Annotated in this window: 21 protein-coding genes; 7 read left to right on the top strand and 14 right to left on the bottom strand. The window is 48.3% G+C overall.

Features of this window, described 5'->3' with window-relative positions; all coding sequences use genetic code 11:
• The first annotated feature begins 105 nt into the window (after window positions 1-105).
• The 6 genes from dnaK to GT575_RS02660 all read left to right on the top strand — a co-directional run bounded on the left by dnaK (window position 106) and on the right by GT575_RS02660 (window position 6,328).
• Window positions 106-1,866 (top strand): molecular chaperone DnaK, encoded by a 1,761-nt coding sequence (dnaK, locus tag GT575_RS02685; RefSeq protein WP_161171431.1) that lies wholly within the window; start codon window positions 106-108, stop codon window positions 1,864-1,866.
• A 25-nt stretch (window positions 1,867-1,891) separates the two neighbouring features.
• Window positions 1,892-2,287 (top strand): hypothetical protein, encoded by a 396-nt coding sequence (locus GT575_RS02680; RefSeq protein WP_015534466.1) that lies wholly within the window; start codon window positions 1,892-1,894, stop codon window positions 2,285-2,287.
• A gap of 54 nt (window positions 2,288-2,341) precedes the next feature.
• Window positions 2,342-3,274, top strand: a complete 933-nt coding sequence (locus GT575_RS02675; RefSeq protein ID WP_161171430.1) for a DUF5685 family protein — start codon at window positions 2,342-2,344, stop codon at window positions 3,272-3,274.
• Window positions 3,275-3,366: 92 nt separating this feature from the next.
• Complete coding sequence (locus GT575_RS02670) at window positions 3,367-4,167, top strand: J domain-containing protein (protein WP_044998253.1); 801 nt, start codon at window positions 3,367-3,369, stop codon at window positions 4,165-4,167.
• A gap of 120 nt (window positions 4,168-4,287) precedes the next feature.
• The gene (locus GT575_RS15385) at window positions 4,288-5,607 is read left to right on the top strand and encodes a polymorphic toxin-type HINT domain-containing protein (protein ID WP_161171429.1); all 1,320 of its coding nucleotides are present in this window, start codon (window positions 4,288-4,290) and stop codon (window positions 5,605-5,607) included.
• 43 nt (window positions 5,608-5,650) lie between these two features.
• Entirely contained in the window at window positions 5,651-6,328 is a 678-nt protein-coding gene (locus tag GT575_RS02660; RefSeq protein WP_117904541.1) for a PoNe immunity protein domain-containing protein, read from the top strand.
• Between the two features lie 144 nt (window positions 6,329-6,472).
• Here GT575_RS02660 and GT575_RS02655 read toward each other — a convergent pair whose 3' ends face one another.
• From GT575_RS02655 to GT575_RS02580, 14 genes are all read right to left on the bottom strand, one after another.
• Complete coding sequence (locus GT575_RS02655; RefSeq protein WP_161171428.1) at window positions 6,473-11,713, bottom strand: YodL domain-containing protein; 5,241 nt, start codon at window positions 11,711-11,713, stop codon at window positions 6,473-6,475.
• Between the two features lie 21 nt (window positions 11,714-11,734).
• Window positions 11,735-14,119 carry a VirB4-like conjugal transfer ATPase, CD1110 family gene (locus GT575_RS02650; RefSeq protein ID WP_330577012.1) on the bottom strand — a complete coding sequence of 795 codons (2,385 nt, stop codon included), beginning with the start codon at window positions 14,117-14,119 and terminating at the stop codon, window positions 11,735-11,737.
• Between the two features lie 127 nt (window positions 14,120-14,246).
• Window positions 14,247-14,624: a PrgI family protein gene (locus GT575_RS02645; protein ID WP_117904597.1), complete on the bottom strand. Its 378-nt coding sequence runs from the start codon at window positions 14,622-14,624 to the stop codon at window positions 14,247-14,249.
• Between the two features lie 20 nt (window positions 14,625-14,644).
• Complete coding sequence (locus GT575_RS02640) at window positions 14,645-15,586, bottom strand: VirB6/TrbL-like conjugal transfer protein, CD1112 family (protein WP_161171426.1); 942 nt, start codon at window positions 15,584-15,586, stop codon at window positions 14,645-14,647.
• The gene (locus GT575_RS02635; protein WP_117904601.1) at window positions 15,586-16,155 is read right to left on the bottom strand and encodes a tRNA (adenine-N(6)-)-methyltransferase; all 570 of its coding nucleotides are present in this window, start codon (window positions 16,153-16,155) and stop codon (window positions 15,586-15,588) included. Before GT575_RS02635 ends, GT575_RS02640 begins: the two co-directional genes overlap by 1 nt.
• 314 nt (window positions 16,156-16,469) lie before the next feature.
• Window positions 16,470-18,134 (bottom strand): recombinase family protein, encoded by a 1,665-nt coding sequence (locus tag GT575_RS02625; RefSeq protein ID WP_007884068.1) that lies wholly within the window; start codon window positions 18,132-18,134, stop codon window positions 16,470-16,472.
• A 6-nt stretch (window positions 18,135-18,140) separates the two neighbouring features.
• A complete protein-coding gene (locus tag GT575_RS02620) occupies window positions 18,141-18,338 on the bottom strand; it encodes a hypothetical protein (protein ID WP_006858666.1) in 198 nt (65 codons plus the stop codon).
• Between the two features lie 242 nt (window positions 18,339-18,580).
• Complete coding sequence (locus GT575_RS02610) at window positions 18,581-19,873, bottom strand: virulence-associated E family protein (RefSeq protein WP_007884071.1); 1,293 nt, start codon at window positions 19,871-19,873, stop codon at window positions 18,581-18,583.
• Between the two features lie 13 nt (window positions 19,874-19,886).
• Window positions 19,887-20,528 carry a CHC2 zinc finger domain-containing protein gene (locus GT575_RS02605; RefSeq protein WP_014081132.1) on the bottom strand — a complete coding sequence of 214 codons (642 nt, stop codon included), beginning with the start codon at window positions 20,526-20,528 and terminating at the stop codon, window positions 19,887-19,889.
• 64 nt (window positions 20,529-20,592) lie between these two features.
• Entirely contained in the window at window positions 20,593-22,182 is a 1,590-nt protein-coding gene (gene mobQ / locus GT575_RS02600) for a MobQ family relaxase (protein ID WP_006859284.1), read from the bottom strand.
• A gap of 152 nt (window positions 22,183-22,334) precedes the next feature.
• Window positions 22,335-22,694 (bottom strand): SdpI family protein, encoded by a 360-nt coding sequence (locus GT575_RS02595; protein ID WP_006859274.1) that lies wholly within the window; start codon window positions 22,692-22,694, stop codon window positions 22,335-22,337.
• Window positions 22,695-22,981: 287 nt separating this feature from the next.
• Window positions 22,982-23,284, bottom strand: coding sequence for a DUF3847 domain-containing protein (locus GT575_RS02590; RefSeq protein ID WP_006859273.1), 303 nt, complete (start codon window positions 23,282-23,284; stop codon window positions 22,982-22,984).
• Window positions 23,281-23,613, bottom strand: coding sequence for a hypothetical protein (locus GT575_RS02585; protein WP_006859272.1), 333 nt, complete (start codon window positions 23,611-23,613; stop codon window positions 23,281-23,283). The genes GT575_RS02590 and GT575_RS02585 overlap by 4 nt, the downstream gene beginning before the upstream one ends.
• Entirely contained in the window at window positions 23,614-23,799 is a 186-nt protein-coding gene (locus GT575_RS02580) for a hypothetical protein (RefSeq protein ID WP_033118356.1), read from the bottom strand.
• 537 nt (window positions 23,800-24,336) lie between these two features.
• On the opposite strand from GT575_RS02580, the gene GT575_RS02575 reads away from it, so the two are divergent.
• The gene (locus tag GT575_RS02575) at window positions 24,337-25,158 is read left to right on the top strand and encodes a helix-turn-helix domain-containing protein (RefSeq protein WP_006859270.1); all 822 of its coding nucleotides are present in this window, start codon (window positions 24,337-24,339) and stop codon (window positions 25,156-25,158) included.
• Window positions 25,159-25,178 lie beyond the last annotated feature (20 nt).

Raw genomic sequence — 25,178 nt, 5'->3', positions numbered from 1 at the left:
TGTTCATAAGTGATGGTTATTATATACGATAGATGGGGACGGAGGTGCCTGACCCCTCCGTCCCCATGAGTGGATCAGAATACCATAACAGAGAGGTTGACATATATGAGCAGAGTAATAGGAATAGATCTGGGAACAACAAACAGCTGTGTGGCAGTGCTTGAGGGCGATCAGCCAACCGTCATACCGAATTCGGAGGGTGGCAGGACCACACCTTCCATAGTAGCCATCACGAAGAATGGCGAGAGACTGGTGGGTGAGGCTGCCAGGAGACAGATGACTGTGAATGTGGACAGAACTATCACATCCATCAAGAGAGCGATGGGAACAACATACAGAAAGAGGATAGACGGCAAGGATTATTCACCGCAGGAGATATCGGCCATCATACTTGCAAAGCTGAAGAGCGATGCTGAGAGTTATCTGGGCAGACCGGTATCTGATGCAGTCATAACAGTCCCGGCTTATTTTGACGACAGCCAGAGGCAGGCGACCAAGGATGCCGGAAGAATAGCGGGGCTGAATGTGCTTCGAATCATAAATGAGCCTACATCGGCGGCTCTTGCCTATGGCCTGGACAATGGTCAGGCGCAGAAGATACTTGTGTACGATCTTGGCGGAGGAACATTTGACGTGTCTGTTATAGAGATAGGGGACAGCGTCATAGAGGTTCTTGCCACCGCGGGAGACAATCATCTAGGCGGAGATGATTTTGATGAGAGGCTGCAGGACTACGTCATCAAGACCTTTAAAAAGGAGACAAAGGTCAATTTGGCGAAGGATATCACGGCATCCCAGAGAGTGAGGGAGGCTTGTGAGAATGCCAAGAAGGAGCTCTCATTCGCGCAGACTGCACACATCAATCTGCCATTTATATCGACGGTGAAGAATCAGCCGGTGCATCTGGATATGACGATAACCAGGGAGCAGTTCAACGAGCTCACCTATGATCTGGTGGAGAGAACGGCGGGACCCGTGAATCAGGCGCTGTCCGATGCGGGCATAACGAGAAATCAGATAGATAAAGTGCTGCTGGTGGGTGGCTCCACCCGTATACCGGCGGTTGTGGATAAGGTTCGTGCCATAACCGGCAGGGAGCCATCCAAGAATATGAACCCGGACGAGTGTGTTGCCATGGGTGCGGCGGTTCAGGGAAGCAAGCTCAGCGGCGAGCTCACCGTGTCGAACAAGGTGAATGATATACTCCTCATGGATGTGACGCCTCTCTCGCTGTCCATCGAGACCCTTGGAGGCGTGGCAAATGTCATCATTCCGAGAAATTCAGCCATTCCGACCAGGGCATCAAAGATATTTACCACGGCGGGCAATTTCCAAAGGGATGTCGAGATCAAGGTATACCAGGGCGAGAGGCATTTCACAAGGGACAACAAGCTGCTAGGCAACTTCAGACTCAGCGGTATCAAGAGAGCCATGGCGGGCGTTCCTCAGATCGAGGTCACATTTGACATGGATGCAAATGGTATTCTCAAGGTCTCAGCTAAGGATCTGGGCAGGGGTGTGGAACAGCAGATAGTGATCACATCCAGCACCAACCTTTCGGAGGAGGAGATCCGCAGAGCCAGGGAGGATGCGAAGAAGTACGAGGATGATGTGGCTGGAGCCAGAGAGTTCAAAGACATTATGAACGAGGCCGAGGCGTATGTATATAAGGTAGAGAATCTTCTTGAGACCAAGGGCGCACAGCTCGATAAAAAAGAAATGAAACGGATCAAGAGCGACTGCGAGTATCTGAGGAAGCTTGTGACACGAACAGACATGAATCATGTAGATGACGTGGAGATGGGCAGGATGAAGGAAGCCTACAGACAGCTCCAGGAATCTGCAGAGAAACTGGAGACAATGTAAGAATTTGCGAGGAGAATGGTGAATTATGAAAGACAAATTTATAAGATTTATGAGATCCAGGTACGGCAACGATCAGTTGTCATCATTTCTTACCTGGGGCGGATTGATATTTATGGTGCTGGATGCATTTATCAAGACAGGGATATTTTATTTCCTTGGACTTCTCATGTTCATATATGGATATGTCAGGATCATGTCCAAGAACTATGACAAGCGCGCGGCGCAGAACAGATGGTTCATGGAGCATACCGCGGGCGTGAGAAATATATTCAAGCGCGCGAAGAAACAGAAGGAAGCCGGCAAGGAATACAAGATATTTGTCTGTAGCAAATGCCAGCAGATGATCAGAGTGCCAAGAGGAAAGGGCAAGATAGAGATCAGATGCCCTAAGTGCGGCAACAGATTTGTGAAGAAGTCATAGTAACAGCGCAGACTGATAAAGTCGTATATTGGAATACAGTGTGGAGATTGAGAGATGTTTGGATATATAGTGGTGAACCAGCCTGAGCTTAAGATGAAAGAATATGATGAATACCGTAAGTATTATTGCGGCCTGTGCAAATCGCTGAAGGACAGATATGGTGCCAGAGGACAGATCAGCCTCAGCTACGACATGACATTTCTGGTACTTCTTCTGACAGGGCTATATGAACCGGAGAAGTTTTCGGGCAGCCGAAGGTGCATCGCACACCCGGCATCAAAGCATACTTATGTACAGAATGAGTACACAGACTATGTTGCTGACATGAACGTGATCCTTACCTATTATAAATGTATAGATGACTGGGACGATGAGCATATGTTTACCCGGAAGCTTTATGCAGATGTGCTGCTCGCCGGGAAAAATGGCAGGAGACTCAAGGAAGAGTATTCACAGAAGATTCGCAGCATAGTGGATAACCTCAAGGCGATAAGCGAGCTGGAGGAGGCAGGATCTGATGACATGGATGCATTGTCGGGGCATTTTGGCAATATAATGGCAGAGATATGTGCCCCGAAACATGATGAGTGGGAATCATATCTCCGCACCATAGGCTATTATCTGGGCAAATTTGTCTACATAATGGACGCGTATGACGATATAGAGAAGGATATAGGTGCCGGAAACTACAATCCATTCGTGTGTAGACTTGCGCATGAGCTGGGTGTTGAGGTACAATCAGTGGGTGTGGATAACCCAATAGATCAGGGCAAATGGCAGGAACTTGCAGAGTGGACGAAGGATGTTCTGATGATGATGGTGGCACCACTTGCAAAAGAGTATGAGATGCTTCCTATTATTGAGAATGTAGGAATACTCAGGAATATAATATACTCAGGGATATGGGAAGCGTATTATGCAACTACGAACAGAAGATGTGGATGCGCAGAAGATAAAAATACAGATGGTGAAAATGCAGATAAATAAAACGTCATCAAATAGAAGATTACTTGATTATAGCACTAGGCCTAGTCAAAGACGATTATAAATGGTTTGGTGAAAAGGATAGGGAACAGATTATGAAGGATCCTTACGAGGTACTGGAACTCAAAAGAGGTGCCAGCGAAGAAGAAGTGAAAAAAGCATATAGAAGGCTGAGCCGCAAGTATCATCCGGATGCAAATATCAACAATCCCCACAAGGATGAGGCTGAGGAAAAGTTCAAGGAGATACAGCAGGCGTACAAGTCCATTGTGAGTGGTGAGGCCGACCGTGCAAGTTACGGTGGTGCTGGTGGATATGGAACCGGAAGCTCGCAGGGCTACGGCGGCGGTTATGGATCTGGTAGATCTTATGGTGGGAGCTCTTATGGCGGTTCGTCAGGAGGCTACGGACAGTATGATGATCCATTTGGCGGTTTTGGAGGATTTGGCCCATTTGGCTTTGGAGGATATCAGAGACAGAATGACTACGATCCAAATGATAAGGATTCCAGATATTTTCAGGCTGCGAAGAACTACATGAACAGCGGAAGCTATGAGGAGGCGAAGAACGTCCTCAATCAGATAGATAACCACGATGCCAGATGGCATTATTACAGTGGTGTGTGCAACGCCGGACTTGGCAATCAGATAAGGGCCATGGAGATGATAAAGCGCGCCATGGAGCTTGACCCGGGCAATCAGGAGTACCGACAGGCATATGAGGCCATCAAGAGCGGACGCCAGTGGTACATGGACAGAGGTGCCGGATATGGAATGGATATGCCGACCGGCGGAAAGTTCTGCAACAACCTTTGTACTATATGTACCCTCATGTCATGTTGTGTAAGCGGTATGCCTTGTGTGTGCTGCATGCCTGGTGGATACGGTAGAAGTTAGATAAACTTTTACAAACAATACTCTTATCTTAAGCCTGACTGTGAGAAGACCGACTGGGAAAAGTTCTGCGAAGGCTTAAAGAAGGTCGGTCAGTGGTGTAAAGATCACTGGAAAGAGATTGTGCTTGTAATTGAAATCGTAGCGGCTGTTGTCTGCCTTTGCGTTCCTGGCTTACAGGGTATAGGCACTGGTATTCTTATCGGAGCCTTAAAAGGTGCTTTGACCGGCGGCTTGATCGGCGGAATTACCAGTATGCTAACCGGAGGGTCATTCCTAGAAGGATTTGCCCAAGGCGCATTAGATGGTGCCATAATGGGTGGTGCCTTGGGCGGCGTAGGTGGAATCGCTGGCAAATTCATAACCTGCGGTTCTAAATTAGGAAACGCAATACAGACAACCTCTAAAATCAGCGGAGCCATTTCCAATAGTATGGATGGTTTCGACATGGTTTCATTGGGACTTGGAATGATAGATCCTAACAATCCTATTACAGAACTGAACAACAAAATGCACCAGAGCGATGTATACAACAAGTTCCAGATGGGTGTTAGCTTGGTATCTTCGTTCTCAGGTGCTGCTTCTCAGAATATGGCATGCTTTGTTGCTGGTACATTGATTCTTACAACTGCTGGTTTACTTGCAATTGAAAAGCTTAGAGCTGGTGATAAGGTCTTAGCTGCTGATCCTGAGTCATTTGAAGTCGGTGAGAAAACCATTCTTGAAGCATTTGAACGTAAGGTATACAAGCTTGTTCATCTTACAATAAACGGTGAGAAGATAGTAACTACTGACAATCACCCATTCTATGTACAAGGCAGAGGATTTATCAAGGCAGAAGGTCTTTTCGTAGGTGATAAACTCATAAGTGTTGACGGTAAAGATCTTATCGTTGAAACACATGATATTGAGCAGTGCGAGAAGCCTATAACTGTTTATAACTTCAAAGTTGAGGATTACCATACATACTTTGTTGGCAATTGCAAGATTTGGGTTCATAACAATGACTGTGTAAAGAAAGTCGAATCTGGTGAAATAGAACTGGAAACAAAAAAACAAAAAGGCAACTATGGTGAAATGAAGATGGATGAACACTATGACAGCAAGGGATTTGAGAAAATGCATAATGGTGTTGAATCACTGGACGATAAAATTCATCATGGTATAGATGGCGTATATAAGAATAAGGATCCAAATGGAGATCCTAAATTTATCATAGCAGAGGCAAAGTATGGTTCTTCGCAGTTAGGTAACACCAAAAAGAGCGGTCCGCAAATGGGTGATAAATGGATAAAAAATAATATAGGAAAAATAGTCGATGACCCAGATGACATAATCGAAGGACTTGCAACTGGTGATACTGTTAAGGAATTGTTCAGAGTAAATGTAAGTAACGATAACGGTTTAGTAAATGTTACAACTAGTGTTAAGTCATTAAAGTAGACAATTATTTACATCAAGAATTTTTGATATTAAGGAGAATATTATGCGAGATACAATTAAATCAAAAGAGTATTTTGATGAGTATATTTTGAAAATGTCAGAAGGAATCAAAAGATTTGAAGAGGGTATTGCTGCTGGAAAATACTTAAATGACAAGATACTTTTTGTAAAAGATTACATTTTACAAAAAAAAATCGGGATAATAATCGCTAAGTATTCAAAAGGTGATTCAATTGAAGAAATAAAAAAAGAATTTGAATCTTCTTTAGATTTGTTTGGTGAAGCGTGGGATGATTCAGTATACGAGAGCAATATTATTTTTGCTTCTTTAGCATATCTTCTGAATTTGGACGATGGTAAGTTGAATATAATAAAAAATAAATTGAGGAAATCTGAAACATATGATTCATTATTAGATTTTATCCTCATTGGAAATAAAAGTGAGTTTGATACATCGAAAATATCCTTTCCTCGTCCATACAAAAAGTTAGTAAAAAGCATTAACGATGAAGATAGAGATGCTTTTCTAAAATATTTGAGAGGATGGTATAAAGGCTCTGTAGATAGTGCTTGGTATGGTACACATGAACTGGTGAATAAATATCAGTATTATGGATATTGGTGTTTTGAAGCTGGTGCTATTGCAAAAAGACTTGGTTTTATAGATGACGATTTGAAAAATGAGCAATATTATCCATATGATATGGTTCATTTCGTATAATGATTCGTAAACAGTCCAGAAGAGAATGGAGTGATAAAATGTCAGATATACAAAATGAAAGACTCATTGAGTTTATATCTAATTCAAAAGTGGCGTTTATTAATGGTCAGTTCCAAGAAGCTTTTACACTCGCAAAAGAAGCAATTAAGCTTCATCGGGAACGGAAATGAGGTCAGAGAAATCAAGTCCAGTCAGACCGTTCTCGATCATATCCTCAATGCTGTCATACTGCTCCGTATTGTAAACTTCGCCGTCAAACTCGTAGGTGATCTTGAAGTCCACAAGGTCAGCCGTCACCTGAATAGGCAGCTCATCGTCGGTCAGAGTGGTAAACACCAGACCGACATTGTGCAGATCATCAAAATCAGCACTCTCACGGTACTCTGCTTCGCAGAAGTCGTTAATTAAGAACTTTGCCTTATCAAGCGGAGTCTCAAAAGTACGCTGAAAGTCCATGATCTCCACAGGTTTGTCGGGATTATGTTCAAGCATCGCAGTACGCAGGAGCGCCGGAAATGTAGTCAGCTCACGGTACGGCTCGATCTCCATTTTATCGCTACGGTTATAGATACCGCAGACGGGATCACCGTCATAAAACAGCTCACCGACTTTATCGCCGTCAGCGATAGCAAGTTTCCATGTGCCGCGCTCTGTCTCCGCAGATTCGCAGTCAGTGCCGAAGAACTTATCAACGACCTGCTGTAAAGTCTGGAGCTTTTCAGGCTCACGCTTCGGAGGATTCAGCTCAAAAGCCTGTTCGATCAGGACGGAATATCCTGCATCACTGAGCTTTTTGGAGTATTCGTCTTTATCCTCAGCCGGAAATCCGACCATAGGCTGCCCGTTTTTTGAGTGCATTTGCAGTCCGAGGACTTCCACACCGATCTCAGCATTTTTGCCGTGCATCTCGTAAAAATCGCCTGCCTTGCGGAGCGATACCGGACCTTTATCTTCGGGTTCAGCCTTTTCAGCCTGCTGTCCGCCTTTGCTGATGATCTCAAAGCCCTTTTCCTCCATATCTTGCTGCCAGCCGTCGTAGGCAAGTACATCAGAAGTGCCGAGCAGAATACCGCCATAATCGGGAGCGTCAAGGTCTTTCAGCGAAATACTCTTATCGCTGATCTTCTCGACCTCACGGCGAGCGCCGTCATACATGATAATATCACCAACAGCGAGATCGGATACTTTGGCTGTTTCGGACTTTTCCTGCACAAGCTCCTTCTCCTTGAAAAACTCAGGCATTTCCGTAAAACCGAAACTGTCACAGAAATATGCTGTATCCTTGCCGTCAGCGGAAATGACGATAACATCAGAAACAGAAAGAGAGTGTCCGAAGAAATCATCGGGACGGTCATTATTAAACTGAGTGAAAAGTGCTTCAAGCGTAGCATTGCCCCTGAACTCTCCGACCTCACCCTCATACATAAGCTCATAATCGTCCTTGTTGAGCTGTACACCGTCCTTTTTGAGTTGTTCCATACCCTCAAAGCGAATGCCGTGATACTTCTCACCACCGGGAAGCTGATAGATTTTGAAAGTCCCTTGTGCCTTTTCCACATTATCGTAGGTGCGGATCGGGTGCTGCGCCTTGAAATCGTCGAAAATACGCTGTTCCTCAGCAGTCAGCTCAGAGTGTGCTTCAAGGAAAGGAACGAAAATGTCAAGCATTCTCTGCGCCCTCTCCTTATACTCCGGCTGATTGAACGGGTGCTGCGTATAACCGAGGATACCCTCATTGTATGTGCGGATATGGTCGATCAGCGAACCGCCGCCCGTACCCTTGCCGTCGCCAATATCAAAGCGGCCGTCATAGTTGAACTCCTCACCGCCGATGACAGCAGTAATGCTGAAATCAGTCTTTTTGTACCAGCCTGCTTTCAGATCAGGGATAGTACGCTCTGAATGCTGCTTCTCATCAAGGTATTCAAGGACAGCATTGCCGAGGGCAAAACTGCAATCAGGGTGTGCAAGGGCAAAATCGTGAACGATGTCGCTTTCGCTAACCCATTCATCGCCCTTATCCTTACCGAAATGGAAAGAGAGGCTATCCGGCTGTTTTTCGGGTGTTTCTGCATCAAAGCTCACATGATACTTTTCCTTTGCGATGATAGCAAAAGCCTTTTCGGTCAGTGCTTCATCACCGAGAATATCATGGAGAGCCTTCTTGATACGGTTGAGCTTCGGGATATTATCGCCGTTCTCCCAACCGTGCAGAGCCGCACCGTCAAATGCAGTCAGAAGGTCAGCGATCTTTTCATCGGACATATCGGGAATCGCATCGAGCATATCGTCACGCACCCACCATAAAGCGAGATCGTCAAATTCCTCATGGATACGGTCTATGAAAGCCTGGCCGATCTCCTCAAAGGAAACAAAACGCTCCATACCGCCGAAACTGCAATTATATCCGTCCTCAGTCCTCTCTAAATGCAGGGAATGACGGAGGTTCTCAGCATAGTAGTACACTCTGTCCGAAATCTTGCCGTCCTCAAAGACAAACTCAATGTCAGAAGCAGTACCGCCCTCTAACAGTCCGAGGGCAAGCTCACGGCGAATATCCTCACCATAATGGAAACGCTGGGCAAGGTCATAGAACGCAGGCTCACTCAGATGATAGCCGAAAGCCGCCTTGTCGCTGGGCTTATGCTTTTCAAGATACCCACGCTCAAACATCGGATACGCCATATCCTCCCACTCATCGGAGGAAAGAGTACGCACTGCAAGGAACTTTGCAAGGTCAGCCTGCGGAAACAGCACTTCTTCCTCAGTAGGAACTCTGTTTGCGTTCTCACGGTTGATAACTGCCTGCTTATGGGCAGTCAGAAAGTCAGCAACATCGGATTCCTGCAAAGCATTGTGCAGAATCTCGTCATAAGCCTGAATATCCTCAGCGGTGAAACTCTCGTCAATGCTGTCAATCTGTCCTCTTGTCACATCACCCACGAACATAGCAGTAATAGCGGCCCTCTGTTCATCGGAGAAATCGTGCTGAGAGAAAAAGTCGGAAAGCTCGATACTGCGATCAAAACTGGACTTTGCTTCAAGCATATCGGTGAGCTTGCTGTTTTCGCCGTATCTCTCTGCAGGAGCTTGTGCCAAGTATGCCTGAACAAGAGACAGCATTTCACCGAACTGTGCTTCATCGTATCTGCGGTCAAAGAAATCAGCAAGATCAAGCTGCATATCCTCAACAGCAAGACGATGAACTACGGGCGAAAGTGCGATATTCTGCTCCATAGAAAGACCGAGGTCAGTCATTTTGCGGAGCATATTTGTCTCACGGACAGCGTTCTCCAAAGCTCTGTGAAATGCAGGAGCGTTCTCCTTATCGACCGCAAAAGCAACCTTACCGTCACGGACAACAGCATGATAGCTCACACTTGTTTCAAGGAAAGGCTTGACCTCTCCGAACTGATCAGGTGTGAGCTTGCTCATATAGTAATGGGTATCACGGTTTGCACGATAGTCACGATTGCCGACTTCCTGCGCCTTATCGGGACTTGCGAACTGCTTACGCATATTCACGACTTCGTCCCTGATGTTGCGGACAGCAAAGAGGTCAGCGTGAGAAACCGTCAGCGTACCCTTGCCGGACGGATAGACTCTGCCCGAAAACTGCATACCACGGGCTTTCATGATCTCAGCCATTTTCAGCACAAGGTCACGGTCAGCGGAAAGGTACTCTTTCTGCGGAATATAACGATACTCCGCTGAACCGAAGATGTTTTTTTCGGGCGGAGAATAAGGTCTGTTGGATTTGGTGGGAACAAGGTCGGGAGTGCCTGCGATACGCTTGAACCACTCTATATCTTTATCATTGATCGCCATAATGACGGAATTATCACGGGCATAGGCATAGTAATTGATGCCCGAATTATCAAGCTGTTTCTGCAATCTTGCAAAATCCGCAGCCTGGATCGTCACAAGGTTTTTGTCTCTGTTATCTGTTGCCTTGTTCCACATTTCGTTGCCGTAATACTGCATATTCGTTTGCTGAACCTCCTTTTTTTCAGTCTCATGTTCTACTTGTTTTGGGATACAACGAAGCATATCATTCCAGTCTTTATATGTATCGGGAGTGATAACACGCTTCATGTCTGGATACTGCTCCTGCAAACGCTGGGCAAATTCATTGCCTGCGGTATCATTGTCGGAGCAAAGGAAAACATTCTCAGGCGGGATATTATGACGGAGCATCGTGTCAAGAACGATATTCGGCTTCACGCCCATCATGGAAACAAGCCTGCAATCCGTCATTTCCTTATCGTGCATTTGCAGATAGGAGAGCATATCTATTGCACTCTCAAAGAAAAAAGCCTTTTCGCCCGTGCCGCGGACAACCTCAAAGCCGTGCCCATCGGCTGAATGTTCGGCAATACCCTTGAATCGGTGTTCTGTCGAAGTACCGACCTTTTCAGCACCGATGACCTTGCCGTTATCGTCATAATATTTGAAAAGCACATTGCCTGTCTTTTCTTCCTGAGATACTACGCCCTGTCTCACAAGTGAAGCCACAAGGTCATAGTCAAGCCCTCTGGTCTTGCAGAGATACGCAAATACACGCCTGCAATTATCATCTTCGGCAAGGGAAAGCTCCCTTGCCGTTACTGTTTTCGGCTTCTGTTCGTAGGTGCGGGACGGAGTATATGTCAGGTCATAGTGTTCACCGTTGAGGGCTTCAACGGCTTCTACAAAGGACATTCCCATAAACTCACGGAGAAATCCGATATACTCCGCTTTCGCTTTCCGCAGATCGGCGGAATTGGCACAGAGCTTCGGACGGTTCGTTTTTGCCCGATACAGCTTGTTATCCGCCTTTTTGAGCTGTAACTTTGCCTTTTCGAGCTTGTACTGCTTCTTGGTTTTCAGGTGACTGTGAACGCCCTTGACAGCATCAGTCGCCGTCCGTCCCATGAGAAATACTCCACGGTGATAATCGTCAACCGCTTCACGGGTATATTTCTGTTTGAGTTTGCTGCGGACTTCACGCTGGGCAGTATCCGATACTTTCAGCCCTACCGTTTCTGTCGCAAGAGCCGTATCTACCGCCGTCTGCGCTACATCATGTACTGCAAAATTGACCGCACGGGCATTCGCCTTGAACAGCTTGCCCTTAAAGGTCTTAGGCTGCCATGATTTGATCGTCCTTGTGACCGAGGGAGCATCACCCGTAATACGGTATTTTGCATTTGCAAACTTGTGAATGATACCCCTGCCGCCGTGGTGCGTTTTCTCACCACGAAGGATATGGGCACGGGTATGAAAGCGACCTCTGCTGTTCTGTTCACGGCGGAAGTCTATCTGAAACTGCTTCGACCGTCTGCTGACTTTATCGAAACGCGCCTGCGCTCTGCGGAGGTTATTTTCTTTTCGTTGTAAGCTCATAAATCCTCCATTCTGCGCAGTTTATGCAAGGTCAGCGGGACGGGTTGTCATAAGGCGATACATCTGCGTATCCTGCGGAAATTTATCCGTAAACGGCAGTAACACCTTATCATAACGGATAAGTCCTTCGCCCGGACCGCTGTTCGTGACATACTTCATCTGCTCTTTGGAAATGTGCAGTTTCTCGGCAAGAATGTCCCTGTCACCGGCTGCCTGATTGAGCATATACACGAAGTCCGAGTTATCAAAGATATTCTCGACCTCCTGAGAAGAAAGCAAGTCCTTGACATTCTGCGTGATACCTGTCGGAACTCCGCCCCATTTACGGAAACGCTTCCATATCTCAGCGGAATATTTCGCAGTCTGCTCCTCTTTCAGAAGCAAGTGGAATTCATCGATGTAGTAGCGGGTGATCTTCTTTTTCTCACGGTTAGCGGAAACTCTGTTCCAAACCGTATCCTGAACGATCAGCATACCGACCTTTTTGAGCTGGTTGCCAAGTTCCTTAATATCAAAGCAGATGATACGATTGCTCATATCAATGTTTGTGCGGTGATTGAAAAGGTTCTGAGAACCATTTACAAACATTTCAAGGCTGTTCGCCACACGCAGAGCGACTTCACCCTCCTCATGAAGCTCTCGCTGTAAGTCGGAGAGAAGCGGCATCTTGTCCTCAGTCGGTTCATTCTCGATGAAATGCTTATAGATACGCTGTACGCACTTATCAATGACCGAGCGTTCCTCAGCGGAAAGCCCGTATCTGCCGCCGACAATGATCTCGCACAAGCTGATAAGAAAATCACTCTTGTTTGCAATCACTTCCATAGGATTGGTGAACATATAGTCATCAATGGTTATGTCCATCGGATTGATATGCTGTTCGGAATTGCTGGCGATGCGGATAAGCTGACCGTGAAGCGCCGATACAAGCGGAAAATACTCGCCTTCGGGATCGCAGATGATAATATCATCGAGCGTAGTGAGAAAGCAGTCGAGGATTTCACGCTTGACGCTGAAACTCTTGCCGGCACCCGGCGTACCGAGGATAAGACCGTTCGGGTTCTTTAATCGGGAGCGATTTGCTCTTATCATGTTGCCCGACAGCGTATTGATACCGTAATAGGTAGCCTGTCCGTCCTGAAACAGCTCTTTTGTGGTAAACGGTACGAAAATCGCAATGCCCGAAGTGTGCATCTCACGACGGACGGGAATCTCGTTATAGCCGATAGGCAGCGTGGATACAAGTGTCTGCTCCTGCCTGTAATCATACGGGAACATGATGCAGTTGTTTTTCTGGCAAGTTCTTTTCAGCATCTCAGAAAGAAGTTTCAGGTCTTTCTTCGATTTTGCGTATGCCCTCAGTGAAATGCTGATATGGAATAATCGCTCATTTTTGCTGTTCAAGTCACCGAGGAGCTTTTCGATGTCCTCGATATACATCTTGATCGCAGGAGGCAGAATGTCCGGATCATAGCCCGACTGCGATGCTTTCTTCTGTTCGTCGATCTTCATCTGCTCCACATTCGTGAGCTTCTTTTTGACGAATTTCAGGGCATCTATCTGGTCCAGCGGATCAACATGAATGTTCACGCAGAAAAGGTTCTGCATTTCAAGGAAGTCTTTGAGTATCTCATCGGGCAGCTCTCCGGCGAGGATATTCATACCCCATACTGCGCCGTAGGCATTGCCGATCTCAAAGTCCGCCTTATTGAATTTGATCGAGGGCGGACAGATAAAATCCTTTGTGTCCATTCCTGCCCTCAGCATAGAGTCCCAATCGAAAATGAATGGGGCGTTTCTGTAAGGGTTCAGGGCATAATACAGAGCTTCAAGTCTCTGTCTGCCGTCCAGTACCTCGGCATCAACGCCAAAGGCTTTGAAGCCCTTGATCACGTCATTCTTGATACTCATCAGCTTTGCCCTTGCTGCCTTGTATGATGTGGATTCGATACCGAATGTCAGGAACTTCCTTGCACTCTGACCGTTACTGCCTTTCAGTAGCTTATCGGTGAGCATTTCGCTGTACTCCTTGCGGATCGCATTGAAATCGTCGTCCTGTTCGGGTATCTGCACCGTCTTGACGAGCTTTGCCTTTGAACGGTTCTGGTTCTCAAAGGTAAGCTGGAATTTGATCGTGTTATCGAAAAGATTGATAATGTCACAGTATTTGCTGAAAATGTTGTTCTGCTCCTCAAATTCAGCGATAGAGTAGTTGGCATCGTAAAACTGCACCGTCAGAGAAAAGAAATTCTCCGACACCTGACACACGCCGTCCTGATACATACACAGGTACGGAATGGTGTTCTGCACAGTCGATTTACCGCCGTTTTCACTCCTGATCTCCGCCATTCGTGCGGATAAAATCTTTTTTTCCTCTTTTGTCAGTTTAGAGGCAGGCTTGCCCATGATAACCTTAGCAGAACTGCGGTTATCACTTCTTTTGGCATTTTTCTTTCTAAAGCCCATTGGAAACCTCCGTTATATGCAAAAGCGGAGATACCGAAAGTTATACTATTATGTATAGGTAAAGCTGTTAGCCTTTTCTTTCGGCATCTGCCAGCTTCTTCTTGATTCTGTTGTATTCGATGTGCCGTTCAATGCACATGAATACGTTGGTTGTGCGGTAATACCGCTTTCGTGGTCTTGTGAAGTATTCACGCATGAACTTCACCTGTTTCTCCAAGAACACGCCGTTTTTCTTGTAAATGCCGCAGAGGATCGCAGGGGCGGCGACCGCCCCCATTGCGAAGATCGCTCCCGACATTCCGATAGACGCTCTTGTCAGAAAATACACGGGCGCACCCAAAACAAGACCGATGCCGAAGCAGATCACCTGACGTTTTGTAAATCCCATGATGAACTTTTCCTTGATGTCGTTCAAGTCCTTCGGGATAGGAACGTAATGTGCCATTTTTGACCTCCGATCTTGTTTTATCGTGCGTTAAAGACTGATTTGCTGATAGCTCCTGTACGGAGAATCGTGAAGATAAGTGCCGCAGTATAGCCAAGAAGCAGTCCCATTTGCAGGATCACGCCGTCTGTACTTGCATTCAGGGCAACGATCGCATTGCTGAACAGCGTCTTGAAAATACCGAGTGCCACCACGATAAAGAAGCCCTGGAAAGAAAGAGCAAGAAGCTGTTTGATCCAGTTCTTACCGATAGAAGCCCATTCACCGCTGTCCATCATGGTTGCCATAGGGATAGGTGCAATGCTGAGATACATAAACACCTCGATGATACGGCTTGCAAGTGTGATAACGATAGCAACTATCAGTATCAGCACCCCAAGATGAACGATCAGGGAAATAAACCACACCGTCATCAGCTCACCCAAGCTCAGACCGCTGAGAGCCGACGGATTGATCGAGAGTGTGGAAGATAGATAATCTCCGGTCCCGAATAGTGTGGCAAGCCCATTGGAGCATACCGTTGTGCCAAACGAGAATAGTGCCGAAGCGATGTAATAGGTGTTGGCGACCAGTATTACACCGCACAAGGCTTTGATGATCCATTTAATGAAGATAGAATCATCGAAGTCCTTGAAGTTATTTCCTCGCAGTACCATCTGTATCAGTTCATTCAGCAGGATAACTGTCAGAATGAAACCGCCGATAGGCACTACGACATTGTTGCAAAGCGTTTCGATCGTTGTCCAGATCGTAGTACCGCCAGTACCTCCGCCGGTGAACTGTGACGGGTGCTGAGTTACGAAGTCATTGACAAGTCCACCGCTGCCGCCTGTTCCCGTTGTTTGCGAGAAAGTGTCGGTCAGTAGGTCGGAAATGCCGTCAAACTGAGACTGGATGCCGTCCTTAAATAAGTCTTTACACCAATCTTCCAGTGCATCGATCGCATCGCTGATAATTCCCATTATTCATCACCTCCAATCGTGGGAGTGACTAAAGGTCTGTCATATTTGACAAGCTGCCGAAGCTCCAGTTTGGAGGGCAGAAGGTCACGGCAGAAATAAGCAGAGCCGAAGTGATTGCCCTTAGTGGTACATTCCATGTTCTGCCGTGTATGATAGTCCACACGCCCGTCAAAGGAGAGCATCTGGATTTCGTTGTTGAAAATCTTATATCTCGCCTTGCCTTGAATACTGTTCACGGGCAGGAGCAGAGCGAAGGGCTTTTGGAAAGAAAATGCTCGTTTCAGTACATCATTCTTTTTGCTGAATGGGGGATTGGACACAAGAATGTCCCAATGTTCGGGTTCATACCTGAAAAAGTCCTGTCCCTCCTTTAAGCTGCTTCGCTCCACTTCATAGCCTTTCTCCGAAAGGAACTGATAGAAAGCGCTCCATTCCTCATCGAACGGACACCATATCTTCTTGTCTTTCGGAAGAAACTCCAGTAACGGTTCTACCGCATAAAATGGTGTGTAGACCTCATCTCCTGCACTTGTTCGGTTCGCTGTCAGATAACCGATGTTTATTCCCATTCTGTCTTATCGCCCATACCCACCACAGCCCACCGCTGAGCGACCTTTCATAATTCTATTGGAACGGCATCATTTATATAGCGTTCAGCCGAGGTTTACGCTTGTCTCTTTTCTTGATTAGCGTGTGTCAGATTACACCGCACCCGTCATCATACCCTCAAGAACAGGTACGAGAATGATAGCGAGGAGGATCAGACCAAGACCAGCCATAAGCTGTTTCATACCAAAATAGGTGTAAAACTCTGCTCGATGGCGGGCGGCGGCGTGTCAAGAAATTTATGGAATTTTTTTAGAACCGCCCCGGCGGGAACAGGTCAGGCCGTGACCTGTTCCACCTCCGGGATGGGTTTGAGATTAAAATGAATTTCAATAGAAATGTGTCGTGTCTTATCGCTGTCGATGTGTTCATGGACAACGATTTCTTTAATCAGACGGTTGAGGGTGGCAGCGTCCAGCTCCGTGATGTCGGCGTATTCCTGAATGGCGTCCACCCATTGCTTGGCGTCCACGGCAAGGCGGATTTCATCAGCCAGCTTCCTGCGCCCCTGTTCAACCCGTTCCTTTAGTTCAGCCTGTTCCTTCTGCGTCTTATCCAGCATGAGATTGAAGTTTGCTTCGCTGATACGTCCGGCAACCATGTCCTCATAGAGCCGCAGCACCATTTTTTCCAGTACCTCAATCCGTTCCTCGTGCTTCGTCAGGGAACGCTCCAACGCTTCCCGCTGGCCTTTCTGCTCGGCTTCACAGGTGTTGGTAAGCCGTCCGGCAACAGCTTCCCCGTCCATCAGGGCGGCCTTCGCACATTCCCGGATTTTGTTCAGCACAAGGCGGTAAAGGGTTTCGTACTCCACACGGTGCTGGGTACAGTGCTGTTTCCCATAGGCATTATAGGTCTTACAGGAATAAATCTGCTTCGGGTGCTTGTCGTTGGTGTAGCGGATAGTCAGTGATTTCCCACACTCGCCACATTTGAGAAGCCCCGCAAACAGGCTGATTTCCCCGGTCTGGCGGGAACGCTGCCGGGATTTCAGCTTGTCCTGCACGATGTCAAAGCTCTTGCGGTCAACAATCGGCTCATGCCGTTCCTCCACCACAATCCAGTCCTGCGGCTTTTTTTCCCCGATGGTGCCGATTTTGAAGCGGTAGTCCTTCTTCTGGGAAGCGATAGCCCCGGTATAGACGGGATTCATCAGGATGTCCTTGATTACCGAAAAATCCCACATATACCGCCCGTTTACCGGGTCTTTCTTTTCCCATTTAGTGCGGACATTGCGGAAGCCCCGTTCCCGGTTCCACCATGTAGGGCAAGGCACCTTCTGTTCTTCCAGCCTGCGCCGGATAAAGTTCGGGCCGTGTCCTTCCAGCGCCCAGCGGAAGATTTGCCGGACAATGGGGGCGGTTTCCTCGTCCACCAGCAGATGGTTTTTGTCCTCCGGGTCTTTCTGATACCCGAAAGGGGCGATACAGCCGGTAAACTGGCCTTGCTGGGCTTTCAGAAGGTAAGAGGAATGTACCTTCTTGGAAATATCCTTGCTGTACATCTCGTTGAGGATGTTCTTGAACGGCGCAATGTCGTTATTCTCCCGCATGGTGTCGATACCGTCATTCATGGCGATATAGCGGACGCCGTGGCGGGGAAAGAAGTCCTCAATGAGTGTGCCGGTCTGCAAATAATTTCTGCCCAACCTCGATAAATCTTTCGTTATGACAAGGTTTATCTGCCTGCGCTCGATGGCTTTGAGCATCCGTTTCAGGTCGGGGCGCTCCATGTTCAGCCCCGTGTAGCCATCGTCCTGATAGACTGCCACAACCTCCCATCCCTGCTTTTCGCAGTATTTTTCCAGCATATCCCGCTGGTTGGCAATACTGGCGCTCTCCCCGTCAAGGTCATCGTCTTTGGAAAGCCTGCAATAGATGGCTGCCCGGAAGCTGCCTGCCAGTATTGCGTCCATGTCTGTATATTCATATCCGTTCATCATAACCGTTTACCCGCACAATCCAGACGGAACACGGTTCTTCTGAACCTCATCCTTATTATACTCTAAATCTTGTGTTTTCGCAAGATTTTCTTTGCTGGTATTCTGCCCATATTTTTGGGCAATCAGGCTCACAAAGACGTCTGTGGCGTCCAGTTCGCCGTCAAAAACTGTGGTAACATGAATCTCTGTTTTCGTTTTTGCCATAGGCAGTTATCCTCCATAATAGAATAAGCCAGACAAGGAGAAGGTCGGCAACGAAGTCCGGCAACGGGCTTCAAAAAACCTGAAAACTATCTCTGTCTGGCAGTTTGGCTCTTATTTTTATTTTCTTTTATTTTTCTGTTGTTTTGGTTGCTGATAAGGGGAAAAGCCCGCAGTTACGGGGGGTTTCCCGGCAACCGGCTCGGCAACGGGAGTGCAACAGGGTCGGCAACCGGCTGCATTTTTCAGAAGGGAAGCTCCATCTGTTCCGTGACTTCCTCAAATCCTTCCGGGATTTTTTCAGCTCCGTTGCTGATGTCCGTTGCTTTCGTTTCACGCTCCCAGCCCTTTTGCCTGCCGTATTCCGGGAACACACGGGGGTTGGAAAAGTAATTCCAGCCCGTCACGCAATGGTTCATGATGTCGTTGACTTCCCGGATTTCCCATTGCTTCGGCTCGTCAAAGGGGTGGTTCAGGGCTTCCTTGAAAAGCTGCTTGGAACACACCATGCCGCCGGTATAGCGGTCAAGGTATGCCTGTATCATCCCGGCCTTGGTGTCCTCCGGCATGAAATCCCGCTGGTGTTCTTTGAGATAGCGCACCATTTCCGGGCTGAAAGACAGCTTAAAATCCCCGCTGCGGTAAACCGTCATAGCTTCTGCCCAGACCTGTGCAAGATAGGCTCTGGAAGCGGCTTCGTCCTCCAAAATGTGAACCTCGGCCTGTTCCGGGTACACCATGACCGGCAGGAAGCGCCGGTTGCCGGAACGGTCAAGGGGCAGGAAGTCAAGGGCATTGGAAGTGCCGCCGAACACACATTGCCGCAGCCTGTCCTCCGGGTGGGTTTCGTATGGGATTTTATAGACCTCCTTCTGTCGGCTTAAAAATGACTTGATTTCCTCAATGCTCTTGGCATTGGCGGTGGCAATCATCTCCGACATCTCGATAATCCAGTGGCCTTGCAGCTTGCGGTACACGTTATCATCATCCAGCTTCCGCAAATCATCGGAAAACCACTCGTCTTTTACTGCCAGCAGCCGGAAAAAGGTGGATTTCCCGGCTCCCTGACCGCCCACCAGACAGAGCATGACTTCAAATTTACAGCCGGGGCAAAATGCCCGGTGGATGGCTCCCAGCAGGAACAGCCGCAGGGCTTCATAGGTGTACTGGTCGGTGTCGGCTCCCAGAAAGTGGCGCAGGCAATAGCGGATACGCTCCTGCCCATCCCATGAAAGGCCGTTCAGGTAGTCCCGGACGGGGTGGTAGCCGTTTTCATTGGCAACAATCCCGATGGCGGCGGTAATCTTTTTCTCACTGGTAAGCCCATAGGTTTCTTCCAGATACAGGAGCAGATAGTTCATATCCGTGTCCGTGATGGCGGTGCCGATGCGGTGGTAGCCGATGGGCTTTACAATGTCCACTCGCTCGGTCAGCAGATTTTTTGCGATTGCCCCGGAAAGCAGCGGGTCATTCTGAAAGACGGTCAGGCAGTTGCGGATACTGTTGCGGACGCTGCCTTTCTCGGTGCTTTCCAGCATGGCCTTTACTTCCTCAATGCTCCGGGGCGGGGCTGCTTCTTGTATGGTCTGTTCTGCGGCCTGCCGTATCTTGGGCGGCAAGCTCTGCCATTCGTCTTTCAAGATTGCTCACTTCCTTTCCATAGTCAACGATAAGGACTGCCCGTTCCTCCATATCCGGGGAGAGCAGCACATCCAGCAGATATTCCACATGGGATTGCTTCTGCAAGGCTTCCACAAAAAGCGGGTGCCATGCTTCTTCCGGCATCTTAGGGGCATAGTCCCGTTTCCAGCGGCGCAGAAGATGGTAATAATCGGACAGCACCCGGAAGCAGTAACGCTCCATGCGGCAAAACCGCTGTTCCGGGGTTTCCTGCCGGGGTTTGGGTTTTCTCCTGCCGGGTGGTTCCCTGTCCTCATAGGGGATGGAGAACTCCTGCGCCAGCATGAGGGCGGCTTCCTTCGGACTGACAGCTTCCAGACGGGAAACAAAGTCAATCACATCCCCGTCTGCCTGACAGCCGAAACAGTGAAAGCGCCGGTCAACCTTCATGCTGGGGTTTTTATCAGCATGGAAGGGGCAGACACACATCCCGTTTCGTCCCACCCGGATTCCAAAATGCTCCGCAGCCTGCCGGGTGGTAACAGACTGCTTGACAGCTTTAAATACATTCAAATAAATCCTCCTGAAAATAAGAAAAGCGCCTGTCATTCTCGAAAAAGAAAATAGCAAGCGCCTATTAAAGTTCCATATCCTGTTTTTTCTCTGTGCGGGGCTGCTTCCGTTTCTCGGCCTGTTCTTCCCGGATACGCTGCGTCCGGCCTTTGACTGCCTGCTGGATGGACGGTTTCTTTCCCGGCTCGGCGGTCTGGCGGTACTGTTCAGACGGAAGAACCTGATTGAGCCAGTGACGCACATCCCGGAGAATCTTCACATCCTCCTGTAATGCGGACAACCGTTCCTTATATCCGGCAACTTCTCCGGCAAGCTGTGTCTGTTCCTCATTCAGCTTTTTAATGCTGTACTTCTTCTCCTTCAAATGCACCTTGAAATAACGGATAGCGGCATTATAGGCGTCCAGCTCGTCCCGATGGGCGGCGGCAAACTGTTCCCGTGGCTTCTTAAACCGGATGGCAGCATACTCCACATGAACCGGCTTATGGGCTTCAAAGTTGGCGATATGGGAAAGCAGGGTGTTGATTTCTTTCATACGCTGTTCTTTCGGCTTCATCTCTGCCCGGATGGAAACGGCCTGCCCGCTGACGGTATCCAGATAAGCGTCCAAACTCTGCACAGTGGACAGCTCCTTTTCCCGCAGATAGCGGATAGCTTCCATAACCTTGTTGAAATCGGCAACGCTGCCTGTAAGCTGGCCTTTGCTTGTCCAGCCTGTACGTTCCTCCCGGCGCAAATCCAGATATTTCCCCAGCAGCTCCGGCAGGGTGGGTTCCTTCGATTCCTGCAAGGCTTCCAGCAGGGCGGCTTTTTTCTCCTTCAGGTCTGCAATCCAGCCTTTCAGGTGGCGTACCATCTGCCGGATAGATTGCATAAGGGAATTGGCGGCTTTGATGTCCCGGTTCAAGTTGCCGATGTTGGTCTGTATCCCTCGTTTCTCCATCTGGCTGACTGCTGGCCCCATATGGACGGTGGGGATTTTATCAAGCCCCTGCCGTTCATAGGAACGAAGGTCAAGGCGCTCCGGGCGTCCGTTGGCTTCCAGATAGCGGTTAGCGGTAGCCGCCCAGCCCTGCCGCCAGATCTCTCCGTACTTCTGGTCGTTCCAGTCCACGGTATCCTCCTTGTGGCTTTTCCAGCTCCCGGACGGGAGCCGGATACGCTCGCCGTTCTCGTCAAGGTCATAAACCTTCCGGCTCTTGGGAAGCCATTTCCCGTTTTCGTCCATTGCCCGCATGGTCAGCAGGATGTGGGCGTGGGGATTCCCATTCCCTTTGTCGTGGATGGCAAAATCGGCAATCATGCCTTTAGAAACAAAAAACTCCCGGCAGTAGTCCCGGATAAGGTCGGCGTGCTGTTCCGGGGGGATTTCCCTCGGTATGGCAAGCACGATTCTCCGGGCAAGCTGGGAGTTCCATTGCTTCTCGATAGCTTCGGCGGCGTTCCACAAAGTATTGCGGTCTGCATACGCTGGTGGGGCGTGGGGCGGCAGCATGATTTCTGTATGGACAATCTCGCTTTTATGGGAATAGTATTTCTGCTTCTGGTCGTACTCGGAAAACAGCCGTTCCCCACTCTGGTAGGCGGCAGACGCAACGGCTGACTGGTGGTTGCTGCGCTGGATTATTTTTATATCATGGTGTGGACAGGGCATAGCGTTCCTCCTTCCTGTGGTTGATTTTGGGCAAAAGAAAAGCAGGAAACCGTTTCTGATTTCCTGCTTAGTGGTGTCGCTGGTAGGCGATTAGTATTCAGTTTTGAAGGTTCGGGTCAGGTTGGCTCGATGATGGAAAGCTGTCTAATAGCTTAAAAGTTTTTGTTCGCAAATTTACTTGTAATTCCAGTTTCTGTTTTATAAAATCCAAAAATCAGAAAAATAATTCCAACAACTACTCCTGCAAATACGGTAGTCTGTGTAGAAATATTAAGAAGAAGTAAGGATATACACAAAACGATTTCTACCAAACCTAATGTTTTGCCAATACCAATAAAAATATTAGGTGCTATGCTTTGTGCATAATCCCAATGCTCTTGTGACTTCCGAGATGTAGGCGTATTGTATCCGTTACCGGATGTCATATCTTTTACCGGGTGCTTCTTTAAGATATATCCTACAAAAACCATAACAAAGGGTATGATGAAATTCAAAGCAATCAATCCATACATAAAACCATCTCCTTAGATAGTGTTCGTCATTAGCTTTATTATACTACGGGCAGTCCTGTTTTGGAATAGATAAATTGTAAACTTGCTGGACGGGAACAGCTTGCAGCGCAAGGTGTTCCCGGGCGGCAAGTCCACAAAGGGGTAGCTGGCGCAGCCAGCGCAGGGGAAGTGTAGCGTCCCCTGTGATGATTGGAAGCAGCCGCAACGGTGCTGAAAATCATCCGCTTTCCGCAGGAAGCCCCCGGCAGGGCGCAACGCACCGGCTTGACCGGTGTATAGTTGCGCCCTTACTCCGTAAGGGATTCCCCGGCTACCCGCCCTTTCACGCTTTCTGCAACTATTTCCTTCATGCCACTTTGAGAAAATGCCTGTTTCAGAATGTCCATCACATCCTCGTCTGTCAGCACTTCCGGCCTTAAAAGGAAACTTTCCAGCATAGCTCCTCTGGTACAGAGCCGGTGCGTCCGTTCCTTCCGGGTAAGCTGCTTCACCTGGTGTTCCAGTATTTTTTCTTCATGCTGCGCCCGCCGCAGTCTGGCTTCGCCTTTGGCAATCTCCTGATTCAGCTTTTCCAGCTTCTCATTTATCATGGCAGCCCTCCTTTGGGAAGCAGCGTGTAAATGCGGTTTGGTTCTCCCACACCCCGGCGCACCCGCAGGATAAGCCCGATGTCCTCCAATTCTTTCAGGGAACGCTTCACAGTGACGGGGCTGCGGGAGAGGGCTGCCGCTAATTCCATGATAGGAAAACGGACAAACAAAATGCCGTTGCTATCCTCTATCCCTGCCGTAAGGGTGGTGTTCAGCAGACGGGCATACATGACTTTTGCTGTGCTGCTGATCGGCAGCCGAAGCATTGCGGCGGGTAGCGGCATACAAGGCGGCAGAACCGTGTCTGCGCTCATAAATTCAAATTCCATTTAACTGATTTTCTCCTTTCGCTTGGCTCGTTTTGACAGGTAATGGGGGCAGTCTATCACGACAGCCCGGAAACTCTGCTTGCACTTATGCTGGCACTTCCGGCACAGGTCGTTGTAGGCCACACGCCCCCGGTCATTGAGGAAGAAGGAAAGCTCCAACTTCCGTTTCTTGCTCATTCTCGGCATAGTGCCTCCTATCATAGAAAATCCGCCCATTTCAGCCGTAACAACGGGAACAGGCGGATAAAGGTTTTTGGTGTCATGTTTCGGGGCGATTTTCAAGGAAAATACGGCCATAGAGCCGCTTTGAAATGCCCCATAGTATTACACGGACGGGGCAGACTACACCCCGCCGATTTGTCGTGTTTGGGTAGCGTTTTGGTATCAGTTCTGCCGGGTTGTCCTGCTGTCGTTCCTGCCCCTGAATCTCACAGCGGCGTTTCGTTCCCGTTGGTACACTCGCTGCGGTCAAGGTTCCTCCATTTCCTTGCCGCAGGTCGTTGCGCTACATCGCCGGGGAGCATATCCCATCAGGCCGGTCATTCGATTGGAAATAATCCATCGATGAACTGACTTAATCATAGCTCATTTTTGAACCCTTTCCCGTATGTCCATAAAATAGGAAAACCGCCCCAAAATCGAAAAATTCCACGATTTCGGAACGGTATATGGTATAATAAGGAATAACAGCGGCAGCCAGCCGCAGGAAGGAGCGATGTGTTTATGAAAACCCGCATTTCCGTACAGGAACGCCTGAAAGATTTACGGGTGGAACGGGGCTTGAATCTGGAAGAACTGGCACAGGAAACCGGCATTTCAAAATCAGCCCTCGGCAGTTATGAAAACGACAACGACGAATACAAGGAAATTAACCACGGCAGCCTGTTGAAGCTGGCAGACTTCTATCAGGTGTCGGTTGACTATCTGCTCGGCCTTACCAATAATCGGAGATATGAAAACACCCCGATAGAAGAATTACATTTGAGTGATGAAGTCGTGGAACTGCTGAAAAGTGAACGCTTCAATAACCGGCTGCTGTGTGAGATTATCTCCCATGAAAAATTTAAGGAATTGCTGGCAGACGCAGAAATCTATGTGGACGGGATAGCAACCATGCACTTCCATGACACAAACAGCTCACTGGCTGCTTTACGGGCTATGGTACTGGAAGAACACCCCGAAGCTGCGGCAGACCGGGCAATCAAAGTGTTGGAAGCCTGTCAGATAGAGGAAGAAGATTTTTTCTGCCATGTGACGCACAAAACATGGGACGTCATTCTCCATGATATACGCAAGGCGCACGAAAATGACAGCGAAAGTGCGCCGGATACCACGCCTGCCGATGAACTTATACGGGAAGTACAAAAGGCCATGCAATCTCCGGGGGACAGGGTTCAGCAATTCACGGAGATATTCTGCAAGGCGTTCCGGCTCAAATACAAGCGGCTCTCACAAGAGGAACGAAGCCTTTTGAAAAAGCTGTTCAAGAAATCCCCGCTGATAAAACAGTCTGGTATGAACTTCCGGCGCAGGCCGTGGAAATAAAAACAGCCGTTGTAGGATTT

The sequence above is a fragment of the Coprococcus sp. BIOML-A2 genome, from assembly GCF_009875795.1.
GTDB lineage: Bacteria > Bacillota > Clostridia > Lachnospirales > Lachnospiraceae > Coprococcus > Coprococcus aceti.
This window is presented reverse-complemented; position numbering and strand designations above follow the sequence as displayed.

Coding starts and splice junctions, on each gene's coding strand:
- dnaK (WP_161171431.1), top strand. CDS start 106: ATGAGCAGAGTAATAGGAATAGATCTGGGAACAACAAACAGCTGTGTG.
- GT575_RS02680 (WP_015534466.1), top strand. CDS start 1,892: ATGAAAGACAAATTTATAAGATTTATGAGATCCAGGTACGGCAACGAT.
- GT575_RS02675 (WP_161171430.1), top strand. CDS start 2,342: ATGTTTGGATATATAGTGGTGAACCAGCCTGAGCTTAAGATGAAAGAA.
- GT575_RS02670 (WP_044998253.1), top strand. CDS start 3,367: ATGAAGGATCCTTACGAGGTACTGGAACTCAAAAGAGGTGCCAGCGAA.
- GT575_RS02660 (WP_117904541.1), top strand. CDS start 5,651: ATGCGAGATACAATTAAATCAAAAGAGTATTTTGATGAGTATATTTTG.
- GT575_RS02655 (WP_161171428.1), bottom strand. CDS start 11,713: ATGAGCTTACAACGAAAAGAAAATAACCTCCGCAGAGCGCAGGCGCGT.
- GT575_RS02650 (WP_330577012.1), bottom strand. CDS start 14,119: ATGGGCAAGCCTGCCTCTAAACTGACAAAAGAGGAAAAAAAGATTTTA.
- GT575_RS02645 (WP_117904597.1), bottom strand. CDS start 14,624: ATGGCACATTACGTTCCTATCCCGAAGGACTTGAACGACATCAAGGAA.
- GT575_RS02640 (WP_161171426.1), bottom strand. CDS start 15,586: ATGGGAATTATCAGCGATGCGATCGATGCACTGGAAGATTGGTGTAAA.
- GT575_RS02635 (WP_117904601.1), bottom strand. CDS start 16,155: ATGGGAATAAACATCGGTTATCTGACAGCGAACCGAACAAGTGCAGGA.
- GT575_RS02625 (WP_007884068.1), bottom strand. CDS start 18,134: ATGATGAACGGATATGAATATACAGACATGGACGCAATACTGGCAGGC.
- GT575_RS02620 (WP_006858666.1), bottom strand. CDS start 18,338: ATGGCAAAAACGAAAACAGAGATTCATGTTACCACAGTTTTTGACGGC.
- GT575_RS02610 (WP_007884071.1), bottom strand. CDS start 19,873: ATGCTGGAAAGCACCGAGAAAGGCAGCGTCCGCAACAGTATCCGCAAC.
- mobQ (WP_006859284.1), bottom strand. CDS start 22,182: ATGCCCTGTCCACACCATGATATAAAAATAATCCAGCGCAGCAACCAC.
- GT575_RS02595 (WP_006859274.1), bottom strand. CDS start 22,694: ATGTATGGATTGATTGCTTTGAATTTCATCATACCCTTTGTTATGGTT.
- GT575_RS02590 (WP_006859273.1), bottom strand. CDS start 23,284: ATGATAAATGAGAAGCTGGAAAAGCTGAATCAGGAGATTGCCAAAGGC.
- GT575_RS02585 (WP_006859272.1), bottom strand. CDS start 23,613: ATGGAATTTGAATTTATGAGCGCAGACACGGTTCTGCCGCCTTGTATG.
- GT575_RS02580 (WP_033118356.1), bottom strand. CDS start 23,799: ATGCCGAGAATGAGCAAGAAACGGAAGTTGGAGCTTTCCTTCTTCCTC.
- GT575_RS02575 (WP_006859270.1), top strand. CDS start 24,337: ATGAAAACCCGCATTTCCGTACAGGAACGCCTGAAAGATTTACGGGTG.